General features: G+C 38.7%; 22 protein-coding genes. 11 read left to right on the top strand and 11 right to left on the bottom strand.

Features of this window, described 5'->3' with window-relative positions:
• Positions 1-118: 118 nt before the first annotated feature.
• The 4 genes from ELQ35_RS19965 to ELQ35_RS19950 form a co-directional block, all read right to left on the bottom strand.
• On the bottom strand, positions 119-2,065 hold the full coding sequence (locus tag ELQ35_RS19965; protein ID WP_126866938.1) for an ABC transporter permease: 1,947 nt from the start codon (positions 2,063-2,065) through the stop codon (positions 119-121).
• Entirely contained in the window at positions 2,055-2,816 is a 762-nt protein-coding gene (locus ELQ35_RS19960; RefSeq protein ID WP_126866937.1) for an ABC transporter ATP-binding protein, read from the bottom strand. The genes ELQ35_RS19965 and ELQ35_RS19960 overlap by 11 nt, the downstream gene beginning before the upstream one ends.
• A gap of 98 nt (positions 2,817-2,914) precedes the next feature.
• The gene (locus tag ELQ35_RS19955; RefSeq protein WP_126866936.1) at positions 2,915-3,919 is read right to left on the bottom strand and encodes a sensor histidine kinase; all 1,005 of its coding nucleotides are present in this window, start codon (positions 3,917-3,919) and stop codon (positions 2,915-2,917) included.
• Positions 3,916-4,605, bottom strand: a complete 690-nt coding sequence (locus ELQ35_RS19950; protein ID WP_126866967.1) for a response regulator transcription factor — start codon at positions 4,603-4,605, stop codon at positions 3,916-3,918. Before ELQ35_RS19950 ends, ELQ35_RS19955 begins: the two co-directional genes overlap by 4 nt.
• Positions 4,606-4,857: 252 nt before the next feature.
• Between ELQ35_RS19950 and ELQ35_RS19945 the strand changes: the two genes are divergently transcribed.
• Positions 4,858-5,091 (top strand): excisionase family DNA-binding protein, encoded by a 234-nt coding sequence (locus ELQ35_RS19945; RefSeq protein ID WP_126866935.1) that lies wholly within the window; start codon positions 4,858-4,860, stop codon positions 5,089-5,091.
• Between the two features lie 190 nt (positions 5,092-5,281).
• Here ELQ35_RS19945 and ELQ35_RS19940 read toward each other — a convergent pair whose 3' ends face one another.
• The 4 genes from ELQ35_RS19940 to ELQ35_RS19925 all read right to left on the bottom strand — a co-directional run bounded on the left by ELQ35_RS19940 (position 5,282) and on the right by ELQ35_RS19925 (position 7,659).
• Positions 5,282-5,524: a DUF2164 domain-containing protein gene (locus ELQ35_RS19940; RefSeq protein WP_126866934.1), complete on the bottom strand. Its 243-nt coding sequence runs from the start codon at positions 5,522-5,524 to the stop codon at positions 5,282-5,284.
• A 26-nt stretch (positions 5,525-5,550) separates the two neighbouring features.
• Positions 5,551-6,075, bottom strand: coding sequence for a molybdopterin-guanine dinucleotide biosynthesis protein B (mobB, locus tag ELQ35_RS19935; protein ID WP_126866933.1), 525 nt, complete (start codon positions 6,073-6,075; stop codon positions 5,551-5,553).
• Positions 6,069-7,334 carry a molybdopterin molybdotransferase MoeA gene (locus ELQ35_RS19930; protein ID WP_126866932.1) on the bottom strand — a complete coding sequence of 422 codons (1,266 nt, stop codon included), beginning with the start codon at positions 7,332-7,334 and terminating at the stop codon, positions 6,069-6,071. The genes mobB and ELQ35_RS19930 overlap by 7 nt, the downstream gene beginning before the upstream one ends.
• 100 nt (positions 7,335-7,434) lie before the next feature.
• Positions 7,435-7,659: a DUF1128 domain-containing protein gene (locus ELQ35_RS19925; RefSeq protein WP_126866931.1), complete on the bottom strand. Its 225-nt coding sequence runs from the start codon at positions 7,657-7,659 to the stop codon at positions 7,435-7,437.
• A gap of 229 nt (positions 7,660-7,888) precedes the next feature.
• Between ELQ35_RS19925 and ELQ35_RS19920 the strand changes: the two genes are divergently transcribed.
• Together ELQ35_RS19920 and ELQ35_RS19915 are read left to right on the top strand one after the other, a co-directional pair.
• Positions 7,889-8,284 carry a YtxH domain-containing protein gene (locus ELQ35_RS19920; protein ID WP_126866930.1) on the top strand — a complete coding sequence of 132 codons (396 nt, stop codon included), beginning with the start codon at positions 7,889-7,891 and terminating at the stop codon, positions 8,282-8,284.
• A gap of 58 nt (positions 8,285-8,342) precedes the next feature.
• A complete protein-coding gene (locus ELQ35_RS19915; RefSeq protein WP_246026154.1) occupies positions 8,343-9,179 on the top strand; it encodes a YihY/virulence factor BrkB family protein in 837 nt (278 codons plus the stop codon).
• Positions 9,180-9,561: 382 nt separating this feature from the next.
• Here the strand turns inward: ELQ35_RS19915 and ELQ35_RS19910 are convergent, their stop codons facing one another.
• Together ELQ35_RS19910 and ELQ35_RS19905 are read right to left on the bottom strand one after the other, a co-directional pair.
• On the bottom strand, positions 9,562-11,517 hold the full coding sequence (locus ELQ35_RS19910) for a heavy metal translocating P-type ATPase (RefSeq protein ID WP_126866929.1): 1,956 nt from the start codon (positions 11,515-11,517) through the stop codon (positions 9,562-9,564).
• Between the two features lie 367 nt (positions 11,518-11,884).
• Complete coding sequence (locus ELQ35_RS19905) at positions 11,885-13,081, bottom strand: MFS transporter (RefSeq protein ID WP_126866928.1); 1,197 nt, start codon at positions 13,079-13,081, stop codon at positions 11,885-11,887.
• A gap of 288 nt (positions 13,082-13,369) precedes the next feature.
• Here ELQ35_RS19905 and cax point away from each other — a divergent pair, with 288 nt between their 5' ends.
• The gene (cax, locus tag ELQ35_RS19900) at positions 13,370-14,434 is read left to right on the top strand and encodes a calcium/proton exchanger (protein WP_126866927.1); all 1,065 of its coding nucleotides are present in this window, start codon (positions 13,370-13,372) and stop codon (positions 14,432-14,434) included.
• Between the two features lie 439 nt (positions 14,435-14,873).
• A complete protein-coding gene (locus ELQ35_RS19895; protein ID WP_126866926.1) occupies positions 14,874-15,692 on the top strand; it encodes a YfkD famly protein in 819 nt (272 codons plus the stop codon).
• Between the two features lie 48 nt (positions 15,693-15,740).
• Here ELQ35_RS19895 and yfkAB read toward each other — a convergent pair whose 3' ends face one another.
• On the bottom strand, positions 15,741-16,919 hold the full coding sequence (gene yfkAB, locus ELQ35_RS19890) for a radical SAM/CxCxxxxC motif protein YfkAB (protein ID WP_126866925.1): 1,179 nt from the start codon (positions 16,917-16,919) through the stop codon (positions 15,741-15,743).
• Positions 16,920-17,110: 191 nt separating this feature from the next.
• On the opposite strand from yfkAB, the gene ELQ35_RS19885 reads away from it, so the two are divergent.
• The 6 genes from ELQ35_RS19885 to ELQ35_RS19860 all read left to right on the top strand — a co-directional run bounded on the left by ELQ35_RS19885 (position 17,111) and on the right by ELQ35_RS19860 (position 22,785).
• Entirely contained in the window at positions 17,111-18,640 is a 1,530-nt protein-coding gene (locus ELQ35_RS19885) for a recombinase family protein (RefSeq protein ID WP_126866924.1), read from the top strand.
• Positions 18,641-19,219 (top strand): recombinase family protein, encoded by a 579-nt coding sequence (locus ELQ35_RS19880; protein ID WP_126866923.1) that lies wholly within the window; start codon positions 18,641-18,643, stop codon positions 19,217-19,219. It abuts the gene before it with no gap.
• A 108-nt stretch (positions 19,220-19,327) separates the two neighbouring features.
• The gene (locus ELQ35_RS19875) at positions 19,328-20,086 is read left to right on the top strand and encodes an ABC-three component system protein (RefSeq protein WP_126866922.1); all 759 of its coding nucleotides are present in this window, start codon (positions 19,328-19,330) and stop codon (positions 20,084-20,086) included.
• Positions 20,083-20,316, top strand: coding sequence for an ABC-three component system middle component 7 (locus ELQ35_RS19870; RefSeq protein WP_126866921.1), 234 nt, complete (start codon positions 20,083-20,085; stop codon positions 20,314-20,316). Before ELQ35_RS19875 ends, ELQ35_RS19870 begins: the two co-directional genes overlap by 4 nt.
• Positions 20,300-21,907 carry a DUF2326 domain-containing protein gene (locus ELQ35_RS19865; protein WP_126866920.1) on the top strand — a complete coding sequence of 536 codons (1,608 nt, stop codon included), beginning with the start codon at positions 20,300-20,302 and terminating at the stop codon, positions 21,905-21,907. The genes ELQ35_RS19870 and ELQ35_RS19865 overlap by 17 nt, the downstream gene beginning before the upstream one ends.
• A gap of 65 nt (positions 21,908-21,972) precedes the next feature.
• Positions 21,973-22,785: a hypothetical protein gene (locus ELQ35_RS19860; RefSeq protein ID WP_126866919.1), complete on the top strand. Its 813-nt coding sequence runs from the start codon at positions 21,973-21,975 to the stop codon at positions 22,783-22,785.
• Positions 22,786-23,038: the final 253 nt, after the last annotated feature.

Genomic DNA, 23,038 nt, shown 5'->3' with positions numbered 1-23,038 from the left:
GATTATAACATAATGTGCACTTCACTTAGAACACATTCGTTCAATTGCTCAGCTTGGGTTACGATATGCAAGTAATCCGTACGATATTTGTTCAAACATTCAAAAGTTACATTTACAGTTATAAAGCTTCCTTAATTACTTTCTTATAATAAAGGACAGATAACATCCCAAATATGGAGTAGAGGACTGTATAAACGACCATGACGATAATCATCGGTGTCCATACTTCAGCTCCGAATAAGAACCATCCGGATTGTACTGCGAAATAACTGTGAAGCAAGCCGATTGCTAAAGGAATCCCAAAATTAAAGAGCTGTTTAAACTGGATCCCTTTTAAAAGATCGCCCTGGGTAAACCCTAGCTTTCGTAAAATCGTGTAATTTGGCTTTTCGCTTTCTCCCTCATCCATCTGTTTGAAGTAAAGGATACAGCCTGATGTAATAAGGAAGGTAAGTCCTAAGAATCCTACAATGAACATCATTAACCCCATGTTTTTCTTCTGGTTATTGCTGATCTCAAGGCGTGATTCATTGTAAAGTTTTTCGTATGAACCTGTTGATTTGAAAAGAGCATTCGCCTCTTCCAGATCCCCTTTCTCCTTAATATCAACTCCGATATAGAGATTGGATTCCTTTTGAATTTTTGGATCCAAATCCTTTTTAAGACGTTTGAAAACCGCATCATCTACAACCGCTACAGGTACTCCGCCACCCGTAAAGTACCAGGAAACAGGATATTGTCTTTCTAATCCTAAATATGTGTGGGGAATAACCTGAGTCTTTCCTTTTACCTCGATAGTCCCTGAATCTTTTAATGGCATTACCTTCTGCAAGAGATCGTTATAACCAGTAAATAAAACTTCCTCTGGTGAAACATCCACCCAATCAACCGCTTTATCACTGATAAAAGGAAGCGGCATCGCTTTAGGGTCTATCATCAATCCTTCTATGTTCTTATCGATAAGCTGTTCAGCATTCACTTTTGCTTGTATGACTTCTATTGTTTTCTCGGTGTATCCGATTGTTTTTTCACGCAGAGCCGCCTGGAATTTATCTGCTACTTCTCTGTTAATGATGGAGAAGTCATGCGGAATATGATCTGCTGCTGTTTTTTCTGCTGAATAATAGGAGATATACGCAAGTGACAACAAGGCGATAGCTAGAGCCGAAACCGTTGTAATGATCGTTAACAGTAAAGCATTCGATTTCATCCGGAACATGACCGATGCTAATGAGATAACCTCATGAATCGATAAATACCCGTCTTTCCGCTTTCTGAGCAGGTTAAAGAGAAAGCTTACAGATCCTTTATAAAAGAGATATGTTCCAATAATGACAGATGCAAGAATCACAATCATCGCGGTAAATAACTCAGTCATCGTTATAAAATCCCCGCCAAATAATTTAGAGGAAATATAATAACCCGTTATGATTAAACCTATCCCGAAAATTCCTATAATAATCTCAAAGATTGATAATTTTTTAACTTTGCCTTCGGCAGAAGAAGTGACCCGAAACAAAGCCAGAATGCTTTGTCTTTTAATAAAGATATAGTTCATGATCATGATGAAAAGATAAATTACCGTAAAAACAATAAGCGTTTGTATAAGAGCTTGCGACGAAAAACGAAGGGATGCGATCGCATCAACCCCGGTTGTTTTAAACAGGACCATAATGATAAGTTTTGAAAAAGAGAAACCGGCGAAAATTCCAATCGATAACGAACCAAAATAAAGAATAAGATTTTCGAAGGATAGAATCCGGAATATTTTATTTTTCGTCATTCCAATGAGCTGAAACAAACCAATTTCCTTGCTGCGCCTTTTAATAAATAAGCTATTGGCGTATAAAAGAAAGATGGAAACAATTGCAACTAAGAGAATGGAAGCTGCCCGGATTGAGGCTGCTCCTTTCACAGAGCCTTTCGTTTCGTCCATTGATGGATCATATTGCAGCGTGACAAAAGCAAAATAGAGAGCGGCACTAAAGATTAAAGCAAACACATATAGATAATAGTTTTTCAGGTTTTTCTTTATGTTTCGAAAGATAAGCTGATTAATGTTCATGCTGGACACCGCCTAAAACACCTTGCGTTTTCATGATATCTTTAAAGAAGTTCTGTCTATCTTGTTCGCCTTTTGTTAATTGGCTGTAGATCTGGCCGTCTTTAATAAAGACAACCCGGCTGCAATAGCTCGCAGCAACTGGATCATGTGTAACCATTAAAATAGTAGCGTTTCGATTTTCGTTCAACTCACTTAGTTTATTTAATAAGTCGGAAGCGGACTTTGAATCAAGAGCACCTGTTGGTTCATCGGCAAAGATGATGCTGGGCTCGTGGATAAATGCCCGGGCTGCAGAAGTCCGTTGCTTTTGGCCGCCTGATATCTCGTTTGGATACTTATCTTTTACTTCGTATATGCCAAGCTCTTTAGCTACCCCGTCAAATTTTTGTTCGGCGTCTTTTTTGGGTGTTTTTGTAATCGATAACGGTAGAAGAATATTTTCTTTAACGGTTAACGTGTCTAATAGATTGTAATCTTGAAAAATAAAACCTAAATGGTTCTTTCTAAATTCTGCAAGCTGCTTTTCTTTCATTGCCGTCATTTCAACTTGATTGATATGAATGGTCCCTTCGCTAACTCGGTCAATAGAGGAAAGAACATTTAGCAAAGTCGTTTTGCCAGAGCCTGACGCCCCCATAATGCTGACAAATTCTCCTTTTTCAATGGAAAGGTCTATTCCTTTTAATACTTGCTGCTTATTGAATTTAGTTCCGTAACTTTTATAAAGCTTAGCCGCTTTTAATATACTCATCTTCTTAATCTCCTCTCTGAATAGTTCCATTATAGAAAGGGCTGAATCCATTTTCCTTCCATTAGCCGAACAAAACACAAAAGCATGTGACACTTTTGTCACATGCCGATAATATGAACAAATTCATTTTTACGCGGGAAAGCGAGTGTAAAGGTTGTTCGATAATTCACCTTTGAGTTTACAGACATCTTAATGTGTAAAGAATCAGCCGCTTTTTTGGCTAAATATAATCCCATTCCCGTTGATGCTTGATCATGGTGTACGGTAGTTGAAGTAAACCCTTTATCAAAAATACGTGATAGATCTCTTGAATCAATTCCTCGTCCATGATCCGTGATATCAAGAAAAGTCCTATCCGCTTTGAGATAACTTCTTATGATAATATCGGAAGACTCACTATATTTAACCGCATTCGTAAGGATCTGGCGGATAATAAATGCCAGCCATTTTGAATCACTAAGAACATGTGTCACCTGTAAATCAAAATCAAAGCCTATCCCTTTCTGAATACACCAGGATTGCAGTGTTTTTAGTTCAGTAAAAAGCAGCGTTTCAATATCGGTATCTTCCATATAAAGATCATTTTCAATAAATGGAATTCGTTTTTGATGCAGCTGCTGATCTAGAAGAAGGTGAATACGCAGCCATTCATACGTTAAGCGGGCTTTTAATTGATCGTCTTCCATCCGCTGAATCATTAAGTGCAAAGCTGTTAATGGTGTTTTCACCTCATGAATCCAGGAAAGCATCTCATCTTTCTCTTGCTCCATTTGAACCCGATTGCGGGAAGCGGTTTGCTTTAAATGTTCAGTTTGTTCGATGATGCTTTTTTCTACAATTGTTTCAAAGGGAGACCTGGATGTTGTTAAGCTAGAAAGATCCAAGTCATTGACTCTCTCTTCTAGTTGTTTAAAGAAGGCCGTCTCTCTTTGATAACGCAAAAATAGGAAAAAGATAAATAAAACAAGCGACAGGAAAACGATATAGCTCATAGCTGAAAGGGAAATGGATGGATCAAGATAAGCAATGAATAACAAAATCAACAATTGGAAGAGGAAGAAAAGAATCCAGCTTCTTCTTTCTGCTATAAATCGCCTAATCATACGTTTTCCTCTTCAATCGCCAGATACCCTTGGCCTACTTTCGTTTCAATAAACTGTCCCAAATCGATCTCGTCAAGGCGTTTCCGCAGCCGATTAACGTTAACGGTTAATGTGTTATCACTTATAAAACGCTTATCATCCCATAAACTGTTTATGAGATTGTCCCTACTAACGATCTTATTTTTTTGTTCAATCAAAAGCTTCAAGATAAATACTTCGTTTTTTGTAAGTTCAACAGAGCCTTTATCGTTAGCTACTAAACTCTTTTCATAATCAATCGTTGCCCCACACCATGTTTTTAAATTAATTGCTTCCGTATTATAGTTATAAACGCGGCGAAGAATCGCCTGGATTTTAGCGATTAAAACATCAAAATGAAACGGCTTTTGAATGAAGTCATCTGCACCAAGTTGCATGGACATCACCATGTCACTGGGATGGTCACGAGAAGACAAAAAGATAATCGGAACATTGGAATGAGACCGGATATTTCTGCACCAATGGAAACCATCAAACTTAGGCAGCTGTATATCAATGATCACTAAATCAGGTTTGATGTCGGTGAATTCTTGAATGACACGGCCAAAGTCTGAAATTCCATAAACTTGATAAGACCATTGAGATAAACGTTCTTTTACTTCGTTATATAAAGTTATATCATCTTCAATAAGTAGAACTTTAAACAAATAAATCACCACACAAATCACCTTTATATTTATATTGAGTGTATAGCAAAACTTGGATATTTTCTACTGAAGCTATTTGTAAGGGTAAACCATAACTGAAGAAAACAGGTTGAATCTATTTGTTTATGTTATTACGAAAATATGAAATCGATTAGAGCTGCTTAATAAACGAGAAAAGAAGAAATAAAGTAACTCCTGCTAAAATAAGTTATAATAGGCTCTATAATGATAGTAGTAGGAGTGACGAAATAAGTGTATTTAACAGTAGAGGAAACTGCTGATTATTTATCGGTGTCTGTACCATATGTGGAGAATTTAATTTTACAAGGAAAAATACGAGTTTTGCATGACGGTGAGGGTGTAATATTAGTGTACAAGGAACAGTTCAAGACACATTTTGAACAGCTTGAGAAATATAAGATGCTAGTGGAGGAATTGGGGAATGAACCAATTCCAGAAGATAAAGATATTAAAGATGAAGACTAAGGTCATCTATACTAAATTGTTGTAAGCCATGATAGAGTCATATGTACCACGATAAAGGATAGTTAAAGCTGATAAAGTTCTGCTTTTATCTATCCTTCTATTTTACCTTATATAATATGTGACATTATTTAATAATTCTTTGTTATCAAGTCATTTCATCATAACCTTGATTTTTAATAAATCTTTATTATTATTTAACAGGGCGCTCTAGCGAAGTTAAATCCTCTTCAATGATCATCATTCTATCCTCGACTACAGCCTTCGCATCTTTAACGCCTTCGTTATAAATGAACGGGGCAATTTCTTTAAGAATGAATTCTAAGTGATTTTCTGCTGACAGGTCGCCGATTTCCTCTCCCTGTTCGCGGTAAACATATTCCTGGATGCTTCGGATCATGGCAGTCTTTTGCTCCAGGGGAAATTTTATGTACATAGTGCACCTCTTTAATTTCGATTATATTAACCCATTATTTTATAGTGCTGGAGAAACCAGTTGTGAAATTCGCTGGAATTGATTTCAAAAACGGGCAGTGCCAAGTTTAGACTATGCACTTTGCCCGCAACCTCAGGCCAGCAAAGGACAGCGTGGATATTCCGAAGCGACTTCAACAAAACAAGGTCGTTCTCTTCTTTTATGATCACGGCCTTGGGAAAAGGTTTATTTTTATATCCTTCAATTAGAACGATGTCCGGATTAAACATATTAAGGATTTCCAAAAGCTTTTCGATTGAGTCAGTTTCCTCGTCGGAAAGGGATGCATGGAGCTGGATTGTTCCGTTTCCTTCAACCAGAGCTGCACCCGCACCAGCTTTAAAATGTCTCGCTGAATCTTTATCAGGTAGGTCAGGCGTGCCGTGGCCGTGGTGTTTTAAAACAGATACAGCAAACCCGGCACTTTTTAAATATTCAATAAGGTTTATAATAACAGTCGTTTTCCCCGTATTTTGATATCCTGTTATTTGGAACAGGACAGGTGTTACCATGGCCAGCTGCTGCCTTCCTGATCATCGAGGAGAAGGGCATCAACTGTATCTCCTTCCTCGAAGCCGCGTGTTCCGCCGGGAAGAATCGTAAGTGAGTCAGACCCGGCAAGACTAGTGGTAATATTCGATTTATCCATGCCGCTCGGTACGACAACCAATTGTCCGTCTTCGAAAGATAACTTTGTCCTGACAAACCGGGTAAACGGATTCGGCTTCTTGAAATCAGCTCCTAAAGCCGCCTGCACCTTTTGAAGATGCGGTTTTTCGGAAAAGAGCATTGTTCTAATAATCGGCCTTACAAATAGCTCAAATCCAACATAACAGGCAGACGGATTACCGGACAAGCCAAATAGTAACTTGTTTTGTAAGGCGGCGATCGTTGTTACGCTGCCTGGCCGCATCCCGACTTTATTAAAGAAAACCTCTGCGCCGAGCCTTTGATAAATATCGGGCAGCAGGTCAAAATCGCCGACGGAAACTCCTCCTGTGGTGATCAGGATATCGACTTTTTTCAAGGCATTCTCGATTGCCTCGTAGCTTACTTCAAGCTCGTCGACTAATTTTCCAAAATAGACGACTTCAGCACCCGCCCTGTTGATTTGTGAAGAAATCATGTAGGAGTTGCTGTTTCTGATCTTTCCCGGTTCAATTGGATCGGAAACATCCAAAAGTTCTGATCCGGTAGCAAACAGGCCGATAATCGGCTTTTTGGCAACGGGGACTTTATCATATCCGAATGTTGCAAGAACCGCTTTTATTCCTGGGTTGATGGCTGTCCCTTTTTTGACGAGAACCTCTCCTTCTGATGCATCCTCCCCCTGGAAAGAAACGTTTTCGCCTTTTTTCAGAGAACGTTTGAAACGAATGTATTTTCTCCCGTCCTTTTCTATATCTTGGGTAAGTTCAAGCATAATGACCGCATCACATTCCACTGGCATTTGCGTTCCAGTCATGATCCGGACAGCCTGAAATGGATTTACCGGGCGCGTGGGGACCATTCCAGCCCCAAGCTCTTCGATGACTTCGAATTCAAGCGGGTTTTCTCGGGATGCGCCTGCTGTATCAATCGATCTTAGTGCAAAGCCGTCATAAGGTGATCGATTGAAATGGGGAACATCATGTGTGGCAACGATATCTTTAGCAAGAAAACGCCGATCGCATTGATCGATGGGAACCCACTCCGCCTCGCCCGCCTGCTTTTTGCTCATCACTTTGATTACTGCGTCAGAAACACTAATCGGCGTTCTTCGCTCTACCATACTTTTCACTCCAATCAGTAAAATAAACAAAAGACCATTCTTGATAAAAAAAACAGACAGTGCAACTGCCTGAATTATGAGTTAAACTATGTAAACGGATCTATTGGTTTCTTAATTTGCCTAGTTCTTCAGCAATGGCCTGCATTTCACTTGGACTGAAATTATTTTTCTTCATAACCATTTCATAAATCTCAAACAATTCTTCATACATTTCAGCATTAAAGTGCGCTGATTTAATTGCTCCGATGTTCATCACTTTCAGTCTTTCTTTTATGGCTTCAACGATATATTCCACGTTCTCGGCCGAATTTTTCGATAAGTCCATCCGAAATTCATCCTTTCAGAAATCAGGTATAATTATTTTTTCATGATTGCCTGCATAAGTCAATGATAACCTGGCAACGACGTCTGGACAATATCGGCAAAAAGTTCAAACGATAAGATTTTAGGTTTTGACAGATACTACAATCGGGGAAGAGCACGTTTTATCGAAAAAAGGAACAACTTCACTATTTGCGTTAGTAATAAAAAGGAAAGTAAAGGAGGAACTTAGCATGGACAACAATCGTGCAGGATACCGTATGGCAAATAGAAGCAAATTCATGCAAGCGATCGTTTTAGGCGCATTTACCGGGGCAGCAATCAGCCTGTTTGACCGGCAAACACGAAATGCTGTCATGAGCAGCAGCAATAGATGCATGAGCGGAATGAAGTCTTTACTAATGAATCCAAACAATGCCTTAAATCAGGTGAAGCAAGCGACTGGCAGGCTTCGGTCAACAATTGAAAATATTTCTGCTGATGTTGCATTCATTTCTTCCCGTGTCGAGGAAATGAAAGATATTCCGCCACAAGTTGCGCAAGTAGTAAAGGAAACGAAGGATGCATTCGTTTCAGAAGAAGCCATTAAACATACGGGGCAAAGCGCTAATCTAAATCTTCAACATTAGAGCGCAGTCTTCTTCATTTGAGCAAACGGTAAAGTCTGACTTTTACAGAGGTGGGAGTATGGCAGGAAAAAAAGAATGGATGAAGCCGTCATTCTTAGTGAATTTATTTAAACGGATACACAGAGATGACGTACCAGGATTGGCAGCACAGCTCGCCTATTTTTTCCTGCTCTCCTTGTTTCCTCTCCTGCTTTTTCTGGTCACAATTCTGCCATATTTGCCATTTAGCCATCAGGATATTCTGAGTGTGGTGCGCAGCTATGCACCGCCGGAATCGATGAAGCTTATTGAGGAAAACCTGGAAGAAGTGATGCGGGGAAACGGAAAGCTTCTTTCGTTCGGAATCATCGCCACCATATGGTCAGCATCCAATGGCATCAATGCGATCGTGCGCGCCTTCAATAAAGCTTACAACGTTGTAGAAGACAGGCATTTCCTTGTTGCAAGGGGTATGTCGATCATATTAACCGTTGCGATGATTTTTGTATTTATTGTTGCGTTACTGCTTCCTGTATTCGGTAAGCAAATCGGTTTGTTGTTAACGGCCCACTTTGGCTTTTCAGATGAATTCATCCAGGTATGGAATGCATTGCGCTGGGTGATTAGTTCGCTTGTTCTATTTTTCGTGCTGGTCATGCTGTATTGGATGGCTCCCAATAAGAAAGTAACCTGTCTGAGCGTTTTTCCTGGTGCTTTTACAGCAACGATCGGCTGGAGCCTGGTTTCACTCGGGTTTTCTTTTTATGTCGACAAATATAGTAATTATGCATCAACATACGGAAGCCTTGGAGGGATCATTGTGTTGATGATCTGGTTTTACCTCTCAGGTTTTATCATCATTATTGGCGGTGAAATTAATGCCGTCGAAAGTGAACGAAAAGAACCTAATTGTTAAAATCCCTGCACTTTCCTTCTTAAAACAGGCTTTCCCAGGGAAAAATAAATATGGTTGATAATCAGCCGTTTAGATCAAAGGGGGAGTTCTATATGGGAAAAACAAAGCAAAAAGGAAAGAAAAAACCGAAGCATAAAACTTCTGGATCGGCTAACGGATCAAATGGATACCATTAACCGAAACGCGGGCTAATTTCGTTGCATCCATGCAACAACGCCGTCCTGTGTACCATGTAGAAGAAACTTAACGGTAAAAAGGCACCTCTTTGCTAAAGAGGTGCCTTTTTATTTCTATACCGGTAAATCACAATTTGGCTTTTATCTGGGTGATCTCTATTCAGCTCGAAAGTACATGCTGTACTCGCCACAGAACGTGGCGGATGTTAGTCGACGTCCCTTTTAGGCGCTTTTGTTCCTCCATTTCTCAATAACCGCAGGCTGTTCAATATGACGAGAATTGTACTTCCTTCATGGCCGATTACTCCGTAGGGGAGGTCGAGGAACTGCAGGAAGTTCGAAGCAATCAGCAGCATGATCACAGTAATGGAGAAAACGACATTTTGTTTAATGATCTTATTCATTTTCTTTGAAAGCCGGACTGCCTCGGCTATTCTAGGCAAATCGTTTTTCATGAGCACGACATCCGCCGTTTCAAGGGCGACATCGGTACCTTCACCCATCGCGATCCCAACAGATGCTGTCGCGAGTGCAGGAGCATCATTGATTCCATCTCCGACCATTGCCACCGTACCATAACGCTGTTTTAGCCTTTTTACTTCTTCTACTTTTGTTTCGGGGAGGCATTCGGCGATATATTCATCCATATGGCTTTCAGCGGCAATTGCGTTTGCTGTTTTTTCGCCGTCGCCCGTAAGCATGACCGTATAAATGTCCTCATGTCTCAGTGCCTCGATCGCAGCTATCGTTTCAACACGAACCTGGTCCTTCAAGGTAAGGATTCCAGCAATTCCTTTGTCGTCCTTTGCATATACGATTGTTTTACCTTCGCCTGCAAGCGTTAGAGCAATGCCGTCCTGGAAACTTTCCGCCTTTTTTCGGCCTACAAACTCCGCTTTACCGACCTTCCATAGGATAGGGCCGAATGTTGCCTGAACACCGTAACCGGAGATATCCTCCATACCTTCAGGCTTTACAAGTTCTTTCTTGATTTTTGTCCGGGCATAGCGAACAATGGCGGAAGCAAGCGGATGGTTGGAGTAATTTTCAATACAGGCAATAGGGTATAGAAAATCTTCTTCGGTCAAGTCCTTCCTAATGATCACATCGGTAACTTCCGGTTTCCCTTTTGTTAACGTACCTGTTTTATCAAAGGCGATGGCTTTCAAATTGCCAAGATTCTCAAGATGAATGCCGCCTTTAAATAAAATTCCATGGCGGGCCCCGTTGGAAATTGCCGATAAAGTTGCCGGCATGATAGATGCCACAAGGGCACACGGTGATGCTACAACCAGTAAAATCATCGCGCGGTAAAAGGTTTCCGTCCAGCTCCAGCCAAACAGGAAGTGCGGCAGGAACATCATTAGAAAAACAGCAAGAAGGACAATCTTTACGTAAGCACCTTCAAATTTTTCAATGAATAGCTGGGAAGGCGATTTTTCGCTTTGTGCTGATTGTACAAGTGTAATGATTTTCTGGAAAAGCGTTTCACTGCTTGGTTTTGTAATTGAAACGGTAATTGTCCCGCGCAGATTGACGGTTCCCGCGAATACTTCATCCTTCAATGACTTACTCACCGGAAGAGATTCGCCGGTAATCGCCGCTTCATCAAGGTTCGTCTGCCCTTCTGTAATCATTCCATCAGAAGGGACGCGTTCACCGGGCTTCACTAAAATGAAATCGCCTACCTGAAGCCTTGAGACGGGAACTCTTTCTTCCATGCCATTCGGGAAGATGCGCAGTGCTTCCTCTGGCTGAAGATCCATTAATGCGGAAATTTCTTTATGGCTTTTATTCATCGTATAAGTTTCCAATGCACCGCTTACTGCAAATATAAAGATCAAAATGGCACCCTCGGTCCAATACCCAATTGTAGCCGAGCCGATTGCCGCCAGAATCATCAGCATTTCGACATTCAATTCTTTATTTGCGATCGTTTCTTCTATACCTTCCTTCGCTTTTGCATAGCCGCCAATTACGAATGCAAGCAAATAAGCAATAATTGAAGCTACTTTTAAATCATTGATTGATAAAATCCAGCCTGCTAAAATTAAAACCCCGCTGAAAAGTGCCGCAATCAGCTCAAGATGAGGTTTGACTTTCCCAATCGATATAAGCCTCTCCTTTTTTTGACGGGCTAATGCCTTTGTTTCTGCAGTCATCTGTTTCCCTCCCGTAATTCGCAATTCTCTTTATCTACTAATTTGGTATTTTTAACTAAATAAGAAAGCATTCCTTTTTGAACTTAAACGGGTGCCTAACCTTACACCTTCTCCTTGGCTAATAAATGACCTAACTGAAGAACCAAGTTTTGTAAGCCAAGGACCGGTGACGGTTTTTCTTATTGAGAAAGATATTCAACATCATTACCCCTAAAATGACGAAAGCTGTCATCGGGATCGATGACAGCAAAATCTCAAGTTGCTCGAATTTAACTTTTTGTTTATTAATCTTATCATACATCCTATTCATAGATAAAGAAGTTTGCTTGTATTTCACAGTAATAAATCCCGACTTGGCAGACAAATATCACTTTGAAGCCGTCCCTGATTCAAGTTGTTGATAATGGTCTGCATGTTCCTTGAAAAGCAAGAGAGCTGAAAAAATAAGCAGGAGCATGAAGCTGATGACAAAGAAGAAGCTGCCGCCTTTCAAAAATTGAATGACCATCCCGCCGATAAACGGGCCGCTTATGCTGCCAAGGCTAAAGAAAATACCGCACAGTAAATTTCCGGTCGGCAGCAGGGTTTTTGGGAGCAGATCTGCCATATAACTGATACCGAGCGAGAACGTGGAACCGACCACCATTCCGGATAATAGGAAGCATAAGAATAACCCGATTGCTGAACCGTTTAGAAAACCGGCTGCCAGGAAAATCAGAAATCCGGAAAAAAGAATAAACAACAAAATTTTTCTGCGGCCATATTTATCACTCATCATTCCAAGCGGAATCTGGGTAATCAAGCTTCCGGCAGAAAATGCCGGAATAATGATGGAAACCATGCTTAGATCAATTCCTGATCGAAGCGCATATACTGGAAAATTTCCATTCAAGGAGGCTTCAAGGAACCCGTATCCAAAAGGCGGCAGAAAAGCGACCCATGCATATTTGCTTACTTTGGAAAAGCGTCTTAATGTACCAAAGAATGAAGATGTTTCAATTTCATGATCATGCTCAGGCCGTTCATTTTTTAACAGGTATACAGAGAACCAGGTGATCAGGCTGATGATGGAAGTAATCATAAACGGAAGCGCCTCATTCATTTCGACAAGCTTGGTCATCAACGGACCAACGGCAAAGCCAACGCTGAAAAACAACCCGTACACCGAAATGTTCCGTCCCCGCTTATGTTCTGGGGAGATAGCCGTAATCCAAGTTTGCGTTGCAAAGTGGAGCATATGGTCCCCAATCCCGATTAGTAATCTGAGCAGAAACCAGAACCAAAAGGACTTCCAGACAGGAAATAGCGCTAGTGAAATGATAACGGCAAGACCTCCAAAAAGAATCAGCGGTTTATAGCCAAACTTCCGAAGAGGTGCCTCCATAAACGGAGAGGCCAGTAAAATCCCTACATATAAACCGGTGGCGTGGAGGCCGTTTAAAGAAGAACTGACTCCATCATTTTCAAAGATGATCGCAATCAATGGCAGAAGCATCCCCTGTGAAAAACCGGAAATCCCAACAATACTGACAAGCACCCAGAATAATATTGTTTGATTCATCATTTCTTATCTCCTAATAGTAGTTCTACCTTGTTGATGTTACATGGGAACGGGGGGATTAGGCAAGGGATTTTGGGGTATAAGTTCTTCGTGGAATGTTTCCGGCGCGCAGGAGTGATGTTTAGCGCTTTTCGGCTGGAGGAAGATCATGTAATCTTTATTAGAAAAGTCGAGTAAAGAAGGGCTTTGTTCGCTGGTGCTTTTAACGTTCAGAAATATTTTTTAGATAGTTTTGGACATCATAAATACATACTGAATTTATTTAAATTTTAGGATTGTGAGGATGAACAGATGGTAAATAAATTGTTTCTGGTATTTGTATTAGTAGGGGTGCCTCTTTCCGTAATCGGGTCATTGCTGCATTGGCCAAGTGTGCTGATGTTTGTCGTTTACTGTTTAACGATTGTCGCCCTGGCTGGCTTTATGGGAAGAGCGACAGAGAGCCTGGCGATTGTAATGGGACCGCGGATTGGCGGCCTTTTGAACGCAACATTCGGTAACGCAGTAGAGTTGATCATTTCGATTTTTTCTTTAAAGGCTGGCCTGGTTGGGGTAGTGCTTGCATCGCTTACCGGGTCGGTTTTAGGGAACTTGCTGCTGGTAGCTGGGCTGTCCTTTCTAGTTGGCGGCACGAAATTCAAACGCCAGAAATTCAATGTGTACGATGCAAGACACAACGCAGGACTGTTAATTTTTGCAGTGATCGTCGCTTTCGTCATTCCTGAAGTTTTCTCCCAGAACATGTCTGATACGAAAACGATGACACTGAGCATCGGCATTTCGATCATTTTGATTTTGCTGTATCTATCAGCGTTATTCTTTAAACTTGTCTCTCATCGCGGTGTCTATCAGCATGGGGAAAAAGGGACAGTTGAACCGAATGAGGAAGAAGAACCGGAATGGGGAAAAGGCAAAGCGATGGCTGTTCTCGCAGCTGCGACCGTTGCTGTAGCTTATGTTTCGGAAAACCTTGTCCATACCTTCAATGAAGTAGGGGAAGCCTTCGGATGGTCTGAGTTATTTATCGGGGTTATCATCGTTGCGATTGTCGGAAACGCAGCCGAACACGCATCTGCAATCATCATGGCATATAAAAATAAAATGGATATTGCCGTTGAAATTGCTGTAGGTTCAACTCTCCAGATAGCGATGTTTGTTGCGCCGGTGCTTGTCCTGTTATCTTTACTATTCCCGACAGTGATGCCGCTGGTTTTCTCGCTGCCGGAATTGATAGCAATGGTCACATCTGTATTCTTGATGATTACCATATCCAATGATGGGGAAACAAACTGGTTTGAGGGACTGACCTTGCTCGCCGCCTACCTCATTATGGGGATTGGCTTTTACTTACTGTAAAAGACATAAAAAAATGACTCTGCCTGATTTCATGCAGAGTCATTTATCTTTCCTTAGAAAAAAGTAAGTACATGTATTCATCCAAAATTATTATCATTTTTTTAGGTCAAACGATTCAATAATTCTAGAAATTTCACCATCCTTTATCTTTAAGATGCAATAAGCAAAATCATCGTCCCTCTAATTGCACTATTTGGGGAATTAGTCGATAAACATGCCTCCTTAACAATATGATGAGAAAGATTTCGCCTCCTTTGTTGTAAGGTACATTAAGTATAATACATAATTCGAAAAGTGTAAATATTCGGAACCTTACAAATTTGTTACAAAAGAAATAAATTACTCGAATTTAATTCCAACTCGGATGGACGCATAAAAACGAGGGCGCCTGCAAAATCTAATAACAAATTAGATTATCTCTTAAAAGGAGTGCGACATCATGAAACGCCTTGTATTCTTTTTTGCCATCATGTTATTGGCCAGCAGTCAGCCGGGCACAGGTGAGGCTGCCCCTCAGAAAACACCGCATGAAAAGCCGGCCGTTTCTAAGGTGAATATACCTCCGTCGGTATTGAATATCACTAAGGAGAACACATATCCAAATTCTACACAGGATCTGCCATTTCTGCAGCCTAGCGAGTTCGCAAAGCAGTTAATTGATTCTTCCAATACGAAGATAGAAAATCCGGATCTCATTCATATGATGAATGAATCAAACATTGCTAAAGCACCACTTGCGTTTGGATATCGTGCAACCATTTATTTGGGACACTGGGCATTGAACTATCAATCCACAGAAACATCTCCAAATTGGGAATACCAAAAAATCAATACAAACTATTTCGATAACCGGGGGGCAAATATCCCTTACCAAATCCATTACGTTCAAGAAGCACAAAAAACAATCCGTGGCGGACTAACCGCAAAGATACCTGCATCTGATGACGTGCAGAAAATGATGCTGTTAAAAGCGACGGAAAAAACCAATTTGCCGCTTTCATTTGAAACAATAATTGGCGGAGGGACCAAAAAAGATCAGGTTTATAACATCCCTGCAAACCGACTTGGCTATTTGCACGCCTATGCTTCAGCAGTCAACGAAAAAGGAAAAGTCACTTACGGAGAAGTTTACTTAATCTTAAAGGGCAATAAGCGGACTCTAGCCGTGAAAAATGTGACTTCCCAGGGCATTGGGGCCTGGATTCCCGTTCAGGATTTGCTGTCTTTCAGCTTTACAGCCAGCAATACACCAAAATAAACAAACCCGGCTGCAAGAAGCCGGGTTTTCTCTCTGCCTTTTCTAATATCAAATATTCGTTTTTCTCACTTTAAAGTTCGTATCGGGATAGTACGCATTTTTGACGAGCACGTTGGGACCGAGACATTGAACAGATGGGCAATGACAGTTCAATTGGCCGGCAAGTCTTGAATTCATCCATGTTTCATACGAAGCTGAAAGCGGCTGCTCGACAATATTACCGAGTGACGGTGCATCGCCAAAATCGGTTACAATTACTTCGCCGCTGAAAATATTAACATTCAAGCGGGAACGGCCGTCAGGATCATTTCGTACTGTTACTTTATTGGTGGTAAACAGTCGCTTTAAAAGCGATAAATCCTCTTCATTATTGCTGCAAGGGTAGAAAGGCAGTGTCCCGAACAGCATCCACGTCTCCTTATCACGAATATCAAGCAGGTGATGGATCGCTGCGCGCATCTCGCTTAATGATAAGGTTTCGAGGCTCGAAGCAAAATCACTTGGATACATAGAATGTAATGAATCTTGCATATTTGTAGATGCTGTCATACCAACAAATCCACTATCATACATAGGGTGAATTTCATGCCTTTTGCATCCCATCTCCTCTACTACCTGCTTATGAATTTTCTCTAAGTGGGGTACTGTCCTAGTATTTAACATGGTCTCAGCAGATACTAAAACTCCCATATCAGATAAAGCCTTAGAGTTACTAATCATTTTATCAAAGAGTGCTTTTCTTTGCTGTCTAGTAGGCTTTCTTTCCATCATGGCAAAGCCTGTATCAATAAATTCATCCTCTGTTACCCAATTATGTGAGATATGTAATACATCTAAATAAGGAGCTATGAGCTTATATCTGTCTAAGTCTAATGTTAGGTTAGAGTTGATCTGAGTGTATATACCTCTCTCATGAGCATATTTCAATAAAGGTAATACATAATTTTCTACTGACTTTAAAGACATCATAGGCTCTCCACCTGTAATGCTTATTGTCCTCAAGGTAGGAATCTCATCTAATCTTTGCAGTAACAGCTCTATAGGGAGAGCTTTAGCATCTTTATGAGTTAGTGTATGTCCTACAGCACAATGTCTACATCTCATATTACATAGATGAGTAGTAGTAAATTCTATGCTAGATAAAGTTTGTTTACCATACTGCTCTACATCTAGATAAGCCTCCCAAGCATCAGTCTGTGGAGTTTGTTTAATTTTAACTTGTTTCATCTTATCTGCTCCTGTCTTTTTAATCCTTTACCATTATGTATATTAGGGTATTTTATGTCAATGAATTAAAATGTATTGATAAGTACATTGGACAATGGAGTGTAATAAATCTTGCAACATATCCAATGCCTGCTATAATAGGCTTTAGATAGTATGAGCAATATCATAACACTAAGGGAGAGTAGTAGGCTGTGGCAAAGACAAATAATAAGCTAGTAGCTATTTATGTGAGAAAAAGCAGACTGAAAACAGATGACAGCATGGAGATAAGCAGACAGCTAGAGCTACTTACTGATTATGCAGAAAAGAATAACATGGACTATGAGATATTTTCTGAGGAAGGTAGCTCTGAGGATTGGAATGGTAGACCTCAGCTACAGGCTATGCTCATGGAGCTTAAAAGGAATATCTATGATGGAGTCCTTTGTACAGATCAGGACAGATTGACTAGGGATAGGACAGACTTTGGACTATTTGTAAGGTTTATGAAAGCTGAGGGCTTGATGCTCTTTACTCTTAACAAGACCTACAATTTTATGAATGATGATGACATCTTTACCTCAGGGATACAGTCAGAGATGGATAACCATTTTATGAGGATGACAAAGAGAAAGCTCAAGAGGGGTAGAATACAGGCAATTAAAAAGGGAGTATATTTTGGCATAGCCCCTTATGGCTTTACAAAAGATGAGACAAAGCATCTTATACCTCATCCTGAGGAGTCTAAGGTAGTAGAGGAAATATACAATATGTATGTTAATGAGGGATTAAATCAGGCTGAGCTAGTAGAACAGTTAAACATGAGAGGTAAGCTGACTAGAGCAGGTAAGCCTTTTACAGTTAGAGCTACATCTCTTATCTTATCTAATGTAGCTTACAGAGGTACTGTACATTATGAGCTTACAGGAGAGGATGTTATTACTGTAGAGGAGGCTCATCCTGCTTTAGTAGATTCAGAGACATATAATAAGGCACAGCTAATCAGAGCAGGTAAGAGAGTTGTACCTCAGAGCAGTCAAAGAGGAGTATACAGCTTGTCTAGGTTGCTTGTATGTCCTAAATGTAATCAGACATTATCCTTTTGTCAGAAATATACAAAAAGGTCAGCTAGGAATGTATTGGACAAGACACAGAGAGAGCTATATGTACTTAATTGTCATGCCTCTAAAGGTCAAAAAGCTAAGGCTGAGAGTAAAGGACAAGAAAGATGCTCCAATAATGGCATCAGGTCAGCTAGAGTAGAGCAGGACATCCTTAATAAGCTCAGAGAGCATCTGACAGACATTGATAAGGAGATAGAGGCTGTATTATCAGGCAGTAAGGATGTTATTAGTAAGGTAGCATTAAAACAGCAAGAGCTAACTCTCCAATACAATAACCTAGAGACACAGAAAAAGAATGTACAGGATGGCTTTAAGATGGGCATCTATGAGGCTGAGGAGGCTCAGGCTGAGATTAAGTCAATTAAGGAGCAACAGTTAGCAGTACAGCAGGAGCTAAAGAATCTAGAGGGAGCAGATGCTAAGTCTGAGGTAGACAAGCAAAAGAAAGCTAAGGAAAAGATTGAGAGGCTATTGTCAATGGACATAGAGGCTAATCCTACTAAGGCTAACAAGTTGTTACATGAGGTTATAGATAAGGTCTATTATTGGAAAGAGCAGTCTGATGTAGGTGGGGAAAAGGACTTTGTTACAGTAATTGAATACAAGGAGACATTATAAATGGGCAAAGTCATTGGCTACATGAGGGTAAGTACAGATAAGGAGTCTCAAAAGTTTGACAGGCAGGAGACACAGCTACAGGCATTGGGCTGTGAGGTTATTTATTCTGATAGGATGTCAGGAGCTAAGAGGGATAGACCTCAGCTTAATAAGATGCTGTCTGATCTACAGGAGGGAGATGTAGTACATATAGTAGAAATAGCAAGACTCTCAAGGAGCACCAAAGATTTATTAGAGATTGTAGAGCAGATTAAGACAGCAGGAGCATCTCTCAAGTCCATTAATGACTCATGGCTAGATACTACATCAGCTAATCCTATGTCAGACTTTCTCTTGACAGTCATGGGAGCTTTAGGACAGATGGAAAGACAGATGATAGCTCAGAGGGTGAGAGAGGGAGTCAAGGTAGCTCAGGCTAAGGGAGTTAAGTTTGGCAGACCTAAGGCTAATAAGAATAAGGTAGACTATGCAATCAAGTTATGGCAGGAGGGAAATCATACAGGACAGGCAATAGCAGATATAACAGGTATCTCAAGGAAAACTTTATACAATAAGGTTAAGGAGGCAGGGCTAAGATAAGCCCTCCTCTTTTTTGTTGTAAAAAACTGTTGAAAAAAAGAGGATTTTATCCAGTTTTGGAGAATGATATATAGGTTGTGCAGTAGTTTTAAAGGTGGTGTGATTTATATGCCTAAAAGAAGAGATCTAACCCCTCATGAGAATGCAATATTACTTTCAGAGGTGGAAAATATGTGTCCTTTTTGTACTAAACCACTCATGTATGAGAAAAAAGGTAGGAATTTTAAGCTATGGGAAGGTGCACATATATACCCTCTTAATCCTAACCAAGAAGAGATTGAATTATTAAAGGATGAAGAGAGATTGCATGAGGATATAAATAACATAAGAAATTTTATAGCAATATGTGGTGATTGCCACAAAAAATTTGATAACCCCAGAACTGTTGAGGAATATAGGTTGTTATTAAGCATCAAGAAAAACATATTGTCTAAGAGTGAGACAAGAGCAAAGTATGCTGATTATCAAATTGAATCAGAAATAAAAGAAGTTATTACAATGCTTGTAGAGGAGTTTAATGAGGGTGCTCTTAAACAGTTAGAACTGAAAGCATTAAAGTTGGATGAAAAAGCAAATGAAACATTGACAAGAATAACAAAGATGAGGATTAGAAATGAAATAACTGAATACTACTATTATATTAAGGAGCAATTTGTACAACTAGATAGTCAGTATCCAAAATCATTCAATCATATAGCCTCACAAGTTAGTGCATTTTATAACAGTTTAAGTAGAATTGAGCCATCCCAAGAAGTGGTTTATGGGCAACTTACTGAATGGCTCTCTAAAAAGACTGGCAATAGTTCTTTAGGTGCTTGTGGGATTATAATCTCTTTTTTTGTTCAAAATTGTGAGGTGTTTTCATGATAGTGCCTAACAAGGTAATTAGATTTAGTGAGTCAATTATTGGGAAAATGCCCATTATTCTTGAATATATATCAAAGCAAGATATGACAATAAAGGAATTATTCTTTACAACACAAGATTACTTTGAAGAAATTGATGAGTTTATTTATTCACTTGATGTTTTATTTCTACTTGATGCAATCAAAGTGGATTTTGATAAAGGAGTAGTTACCTATGTTAGAAAGGATTAAAAGTGCAATATTTGCAGAGGGGATAATAGATTTCCATGAGGGCTTGAATGTGGTATTAGGTGATAATAAAGGCTCTAACTCTATTGGTAAATCAACCTTACTTATGATTGTAGATTTTGTCTTTGGTGGTAATACATATATTTCTCATAATAAGGATGTTGTTGCAAACTTAGGACATCATGACTTTGGGTTCACTTTTAAATTTAACAAAACTAAATATCATTTTGTTAGAGGTACAGAAAATCCAGATACAGTATATAAGAGCAACAATAAATATGAAAAGCTATCTGAAATGAAAGTTAATGAATTTACAAAGAAACTAAAGAGCCTATATGAATTAGAATCAGATCATTTATCCTTTAGAGCTGCTGTTAATACCTATTCTAGAGTTTGGGGTAAAGAAAACAATAATGTTAAAAAACCCCTACATAGCTTTGCTCAAGACAATTTTAGTCAGACTGTATCAAACTTGATTAAGCTTTTTAACAAATATGGTGCTATAGAAGTGCAGGATAAGGAACTAAAAAAACTTGAAGATCAAAAACAAGTCTTAAATAAGGCAGGCAACCACAAATTAATCCCCAAAATAACTAAAACAAAGTTTGACAAAAATATAATAGACATAGTTTCACTTACTAAAGAAATTGCAAGGTTGGGAAAAAGTGCATACAGCCCCTCAGGTGATATTACTGAGATTGTTTCTGATGAAATGATTTCCCTTAGAGAAATGAAGAAAAGACTCATAGATGAGAGAGAATATTATATATCTAGATTTAATAGGACAACAAGAACTATAAAAAGCTCAGCAGGTGCTGGGTTTGAAAACCTTCTAGAATTTTTTCCAGATGTTAATGTAGAAAAATTGCAGAATATAGAATCATTCCACCAGGGAATCAGTTCTATCCTTAGTAATGAGTTAGAAAATGCAAAAAAAGAGTTAGCAAACAAAATAGAAGAATTAGAGAAGGAAATTAATCAAGTTATTAAAAAGCAGGAGCAACTATTAAAGCCTGATGAGGAACTTAATGTATTTATTGACAGCTTAATTGAATTGTCATCAAGGTTAAAGAGCCTCCAACTAGAAAATGATTATTACAATAAGTTGTCAGGATTAAAAGTTAATATTGACACCAAAAAAGGTGAACTTGAAGAGTTAAAGGAAATAATAGTTAAAGAAATTAACAAGGCTATCAATACAAAATTAAAAAAAATTAATGACTTAATTCATGAGGACAAAAGGACTGCACCTGAATTAACTTTAACTTACAGTAAATATGAATATAAGTTTTTTGATAATACAGGTACTGGGAAAGCATATACCAATTTAATAATTTTTGACTTAGCCATTTTTACACTAACAAAAATGCCTTTTATTATGCATGACTCTTTCTTATTCAAGAATATTGAAAAAGAAGCTGTTGAAAAAATCATCAAGTTTTACAACTCAATGTCAAAACAAGTGTTTATTGCTATTGATATTATTGATATGTACACCAAGGAAACACAGAAAATATTAGAGGAGAAAAAAGTAATCCAATTATCTAAAGATAATTTATTGACAATTAAGGATTGGAGAGATAGCAAGAAATAAATCAAATGTACTATTTTCCAAAATTGAGAATATATTTAAAAAATACTTTGGGGGTTACTTTACTTATGCAATTTTATGGTGTTAGAAATGGAAAAATAAATTTAGATGATTTGAAAATTAGTTTTAATAAGTTTAGAAATTTTTTTATTGATACATATATTTTTTTTGAAGAAAGAGGTGATTTTAAATTAGCTTTTAATGGTTTTCAACATAGACCTAGATTAATGAAGCCAAGCCCAGAAGCATACCTATTTAATCATGTAGGGAATAAAGATGTTTTCCCAATTGAACAATATGGTCATAAATTAGATAAAGTTACTGTTTTTACTCTAATTGAGATTTTACATCAGTTTATTTGGAAAACTGATGAAATAGATGATTTTGATATGATTGAAATTTTTCCTGATACTAAAAGTTCTGCCCAAAAAGAATTTAGAGATGAAATTAACAAATATTTGATGCACTTAGATGAAGGTTATGAATTAACTGAAAAGGGCTACATAATTGATTTGCCAGATAATGGTCTTAGTAATCTTATAAGGCAAGACCTCCCTGTACATACCAGTGATACAGTGACAATGCAGGTGGAAACTGCAATAAAGATGTTTTTTAAGTATGATTCAAACTTAGAGGAAAAAAGAAAAGCTATCAATATTTTAGCTGACATTTTAGAGCCATATAGGGCTGATTTGAAAAATTACACTACTAATAAACATGATACAATGATTTTTGGCATTGTGAATAATTATGGTATTAGACACAATGATATTGATCAAAAAGAAGATTATGAGAAACCAGTTTGGCATGAATGGATGTTCCATTATTATTTAGCAACTGTCCATGCTGTTTTAAGTTTAAAGGAAGAACATTTTAAATAAAATAAGTTTTTACAAAAACCTCCTTAAGAATTAATTAGATTAAGGATGGAAAGTGAGTCACAATTATTTGGCTGATTTGAAAACAAATATGCTGGATCAGGAGGGAGCTATTACAAGGCTCTCTTTTTTTGTATAAAAGCAGCAATGTATTTTCCTGCCCAATTCTTAAAAAAATATTGTAAAAAATTTATAGGACTTTTACTGTTTTTAAGGAGGGTACTGAATAGGTTACACTCAACTGGACAGTAAAATT

Source organism: Peribacillus cavernae (assembly GCF_003989135.1).
In the GTDB taxonomy this organism is placed as follows: Bacteria; Bacillota; Bacilli; order Bacillales; family DSM-1321; genus Peribacillus; species Peribacillus cavernae.
Note: the sequence above shows the minus strand (reverse complement) of the source record. Positions and strands in the feature narration are given on the sequence as shown.

Bases quoted from the DNA above. Each gene is read 5' to 3' on its own strand.
- ELQ35_RS19965 (WP_126866938.1), bottom strand. From the start codon at position 2,065: ATGAACATTAATCAGCTTATCTTTCGAAACATAAAGAAAAACCTGAAA.
- ELQ35_RS19960 (WP_126866937.1), bottom strand. From the start codon at position 2,816: ATGAGTATATTAAAAGCGGCTAAGCTTTATAAAAGTTACGGAACTAAA.
- ELQ35_RS19955 (WP_126866936.1), bottom strand. From the start codon at position 3,919: ATGATTAGGCGATTTATAGCAGAAAGAAGAAGCTGGATTCTTTTCTTC.
- ELQ35_RS19940 (WP_126866934.1), bottom strand. From the start codon at position 5,524: ATGTACATAAAATTTCCCCTGGAGCAAAAGACTGCCATGATCCGAAGC.
- mobB (WP_126866933.1), bottom strand. From the start codon at position 6,075: ATGGTAACACCTGTCCTGTTCCAAATAACAGGATATCAAAATACGGGG.
- ELQ35_RS19930 (WP_126866932.1), bottom strand. From the start codon at position 7,334: ATGGTAGAGCGAAGAACGCCGATTAGTGTTTCTGACGCAGTAATCAAA.
- ELQ35_RS19925 (WP_126866931.1), bottom strand. From the start codon at position 7,659: ATGGACTTATCGAAAAATTCGGCCGAGAACGTGGAATATATCGTTGAA.
- ELQ35_RS19920 (WP_126866930.1), top strand. From the start codon at position 7,889: ATGGACAACAATCGTGCAGGATACCGTATGGCAAATAGAAGCAAATTC.
- ELQ35_RS19915 (WP_246026154.1), top strand. From the start codon at position 8,343: ATGGCAGGAAAAAAAGAATGGATGAAGCCGTCATTCTTAGTGAATTTA.
- ELQ35_RS19910 (WP_126866929.1), bottom strand. From the start codon at position 11,517: ATGACTGCAGAAACAAAGGCATTAGCCCGTCAAAAAAAGGAGAGGCTT.
- ELQ35_RS19905 (WP_126866928.1), bottom strand. From the start codon at position 13,081: ATGATGAATCAAACAATATTATTCTGGGTGCTTGTCAGTATTGTTGGG.
- cax (WP_126866927.1), top strand. From the start codon at position 13,370: ATGGTAAATAAATTGTTTCTGGTATTTGTATTAGTAGGGGTGCCTCTT.
- ELQ35_RS19895 (WP_126866926.1), top strand. From the start codon at position 14,874: ATGAAACGCCTTGTATTCTTTTTTGCCATCATGTTATTGGCCAGCAGT.
- yfkAB (WP_126866925.1), bottom strand. From the start codon at position 16,919: ATGAAACAAGTTAAAATTAAACAAACTCCACAGACTGATGCTTGGGAG.
- ELQ35_RS19880 (WP_126866923.1), top strand. From the start codon at position 18,641: ATGGGCAAAGTCATTGGCTACATGAGGGTAAGTACAGATAAGGAGTCT.
- ELQ35_RS19875 (WP_126866922.1), top strand. From the start codon at position 19,328: ATGCCTAAAAGAAGAGATCTAACCCCTCATGAGAATGCAATATTACTT.
- ELQ35_RS19870 (WP_126866921.1), top strand. From the start codon at position 20,083: ATGATAGTGCCTAACAAGGTAATTAGATTTAGTGAGTCAATTATTGGG.
- ELQ35_RS19865 (WP_126866920.1), top strand. From the start codon at position 20,300: ATGTTAGAAAGGATTAAAAGTGCAATATTTGCAGAGGGGATAATAGAT.
- ELQ35_RS19860 (WP_126866919.1), top strand. From the start codon at position 21,973: ATGCAATTTTATGGTGTTAGAAATGGAAAAATAAATTTAGATGATTTG.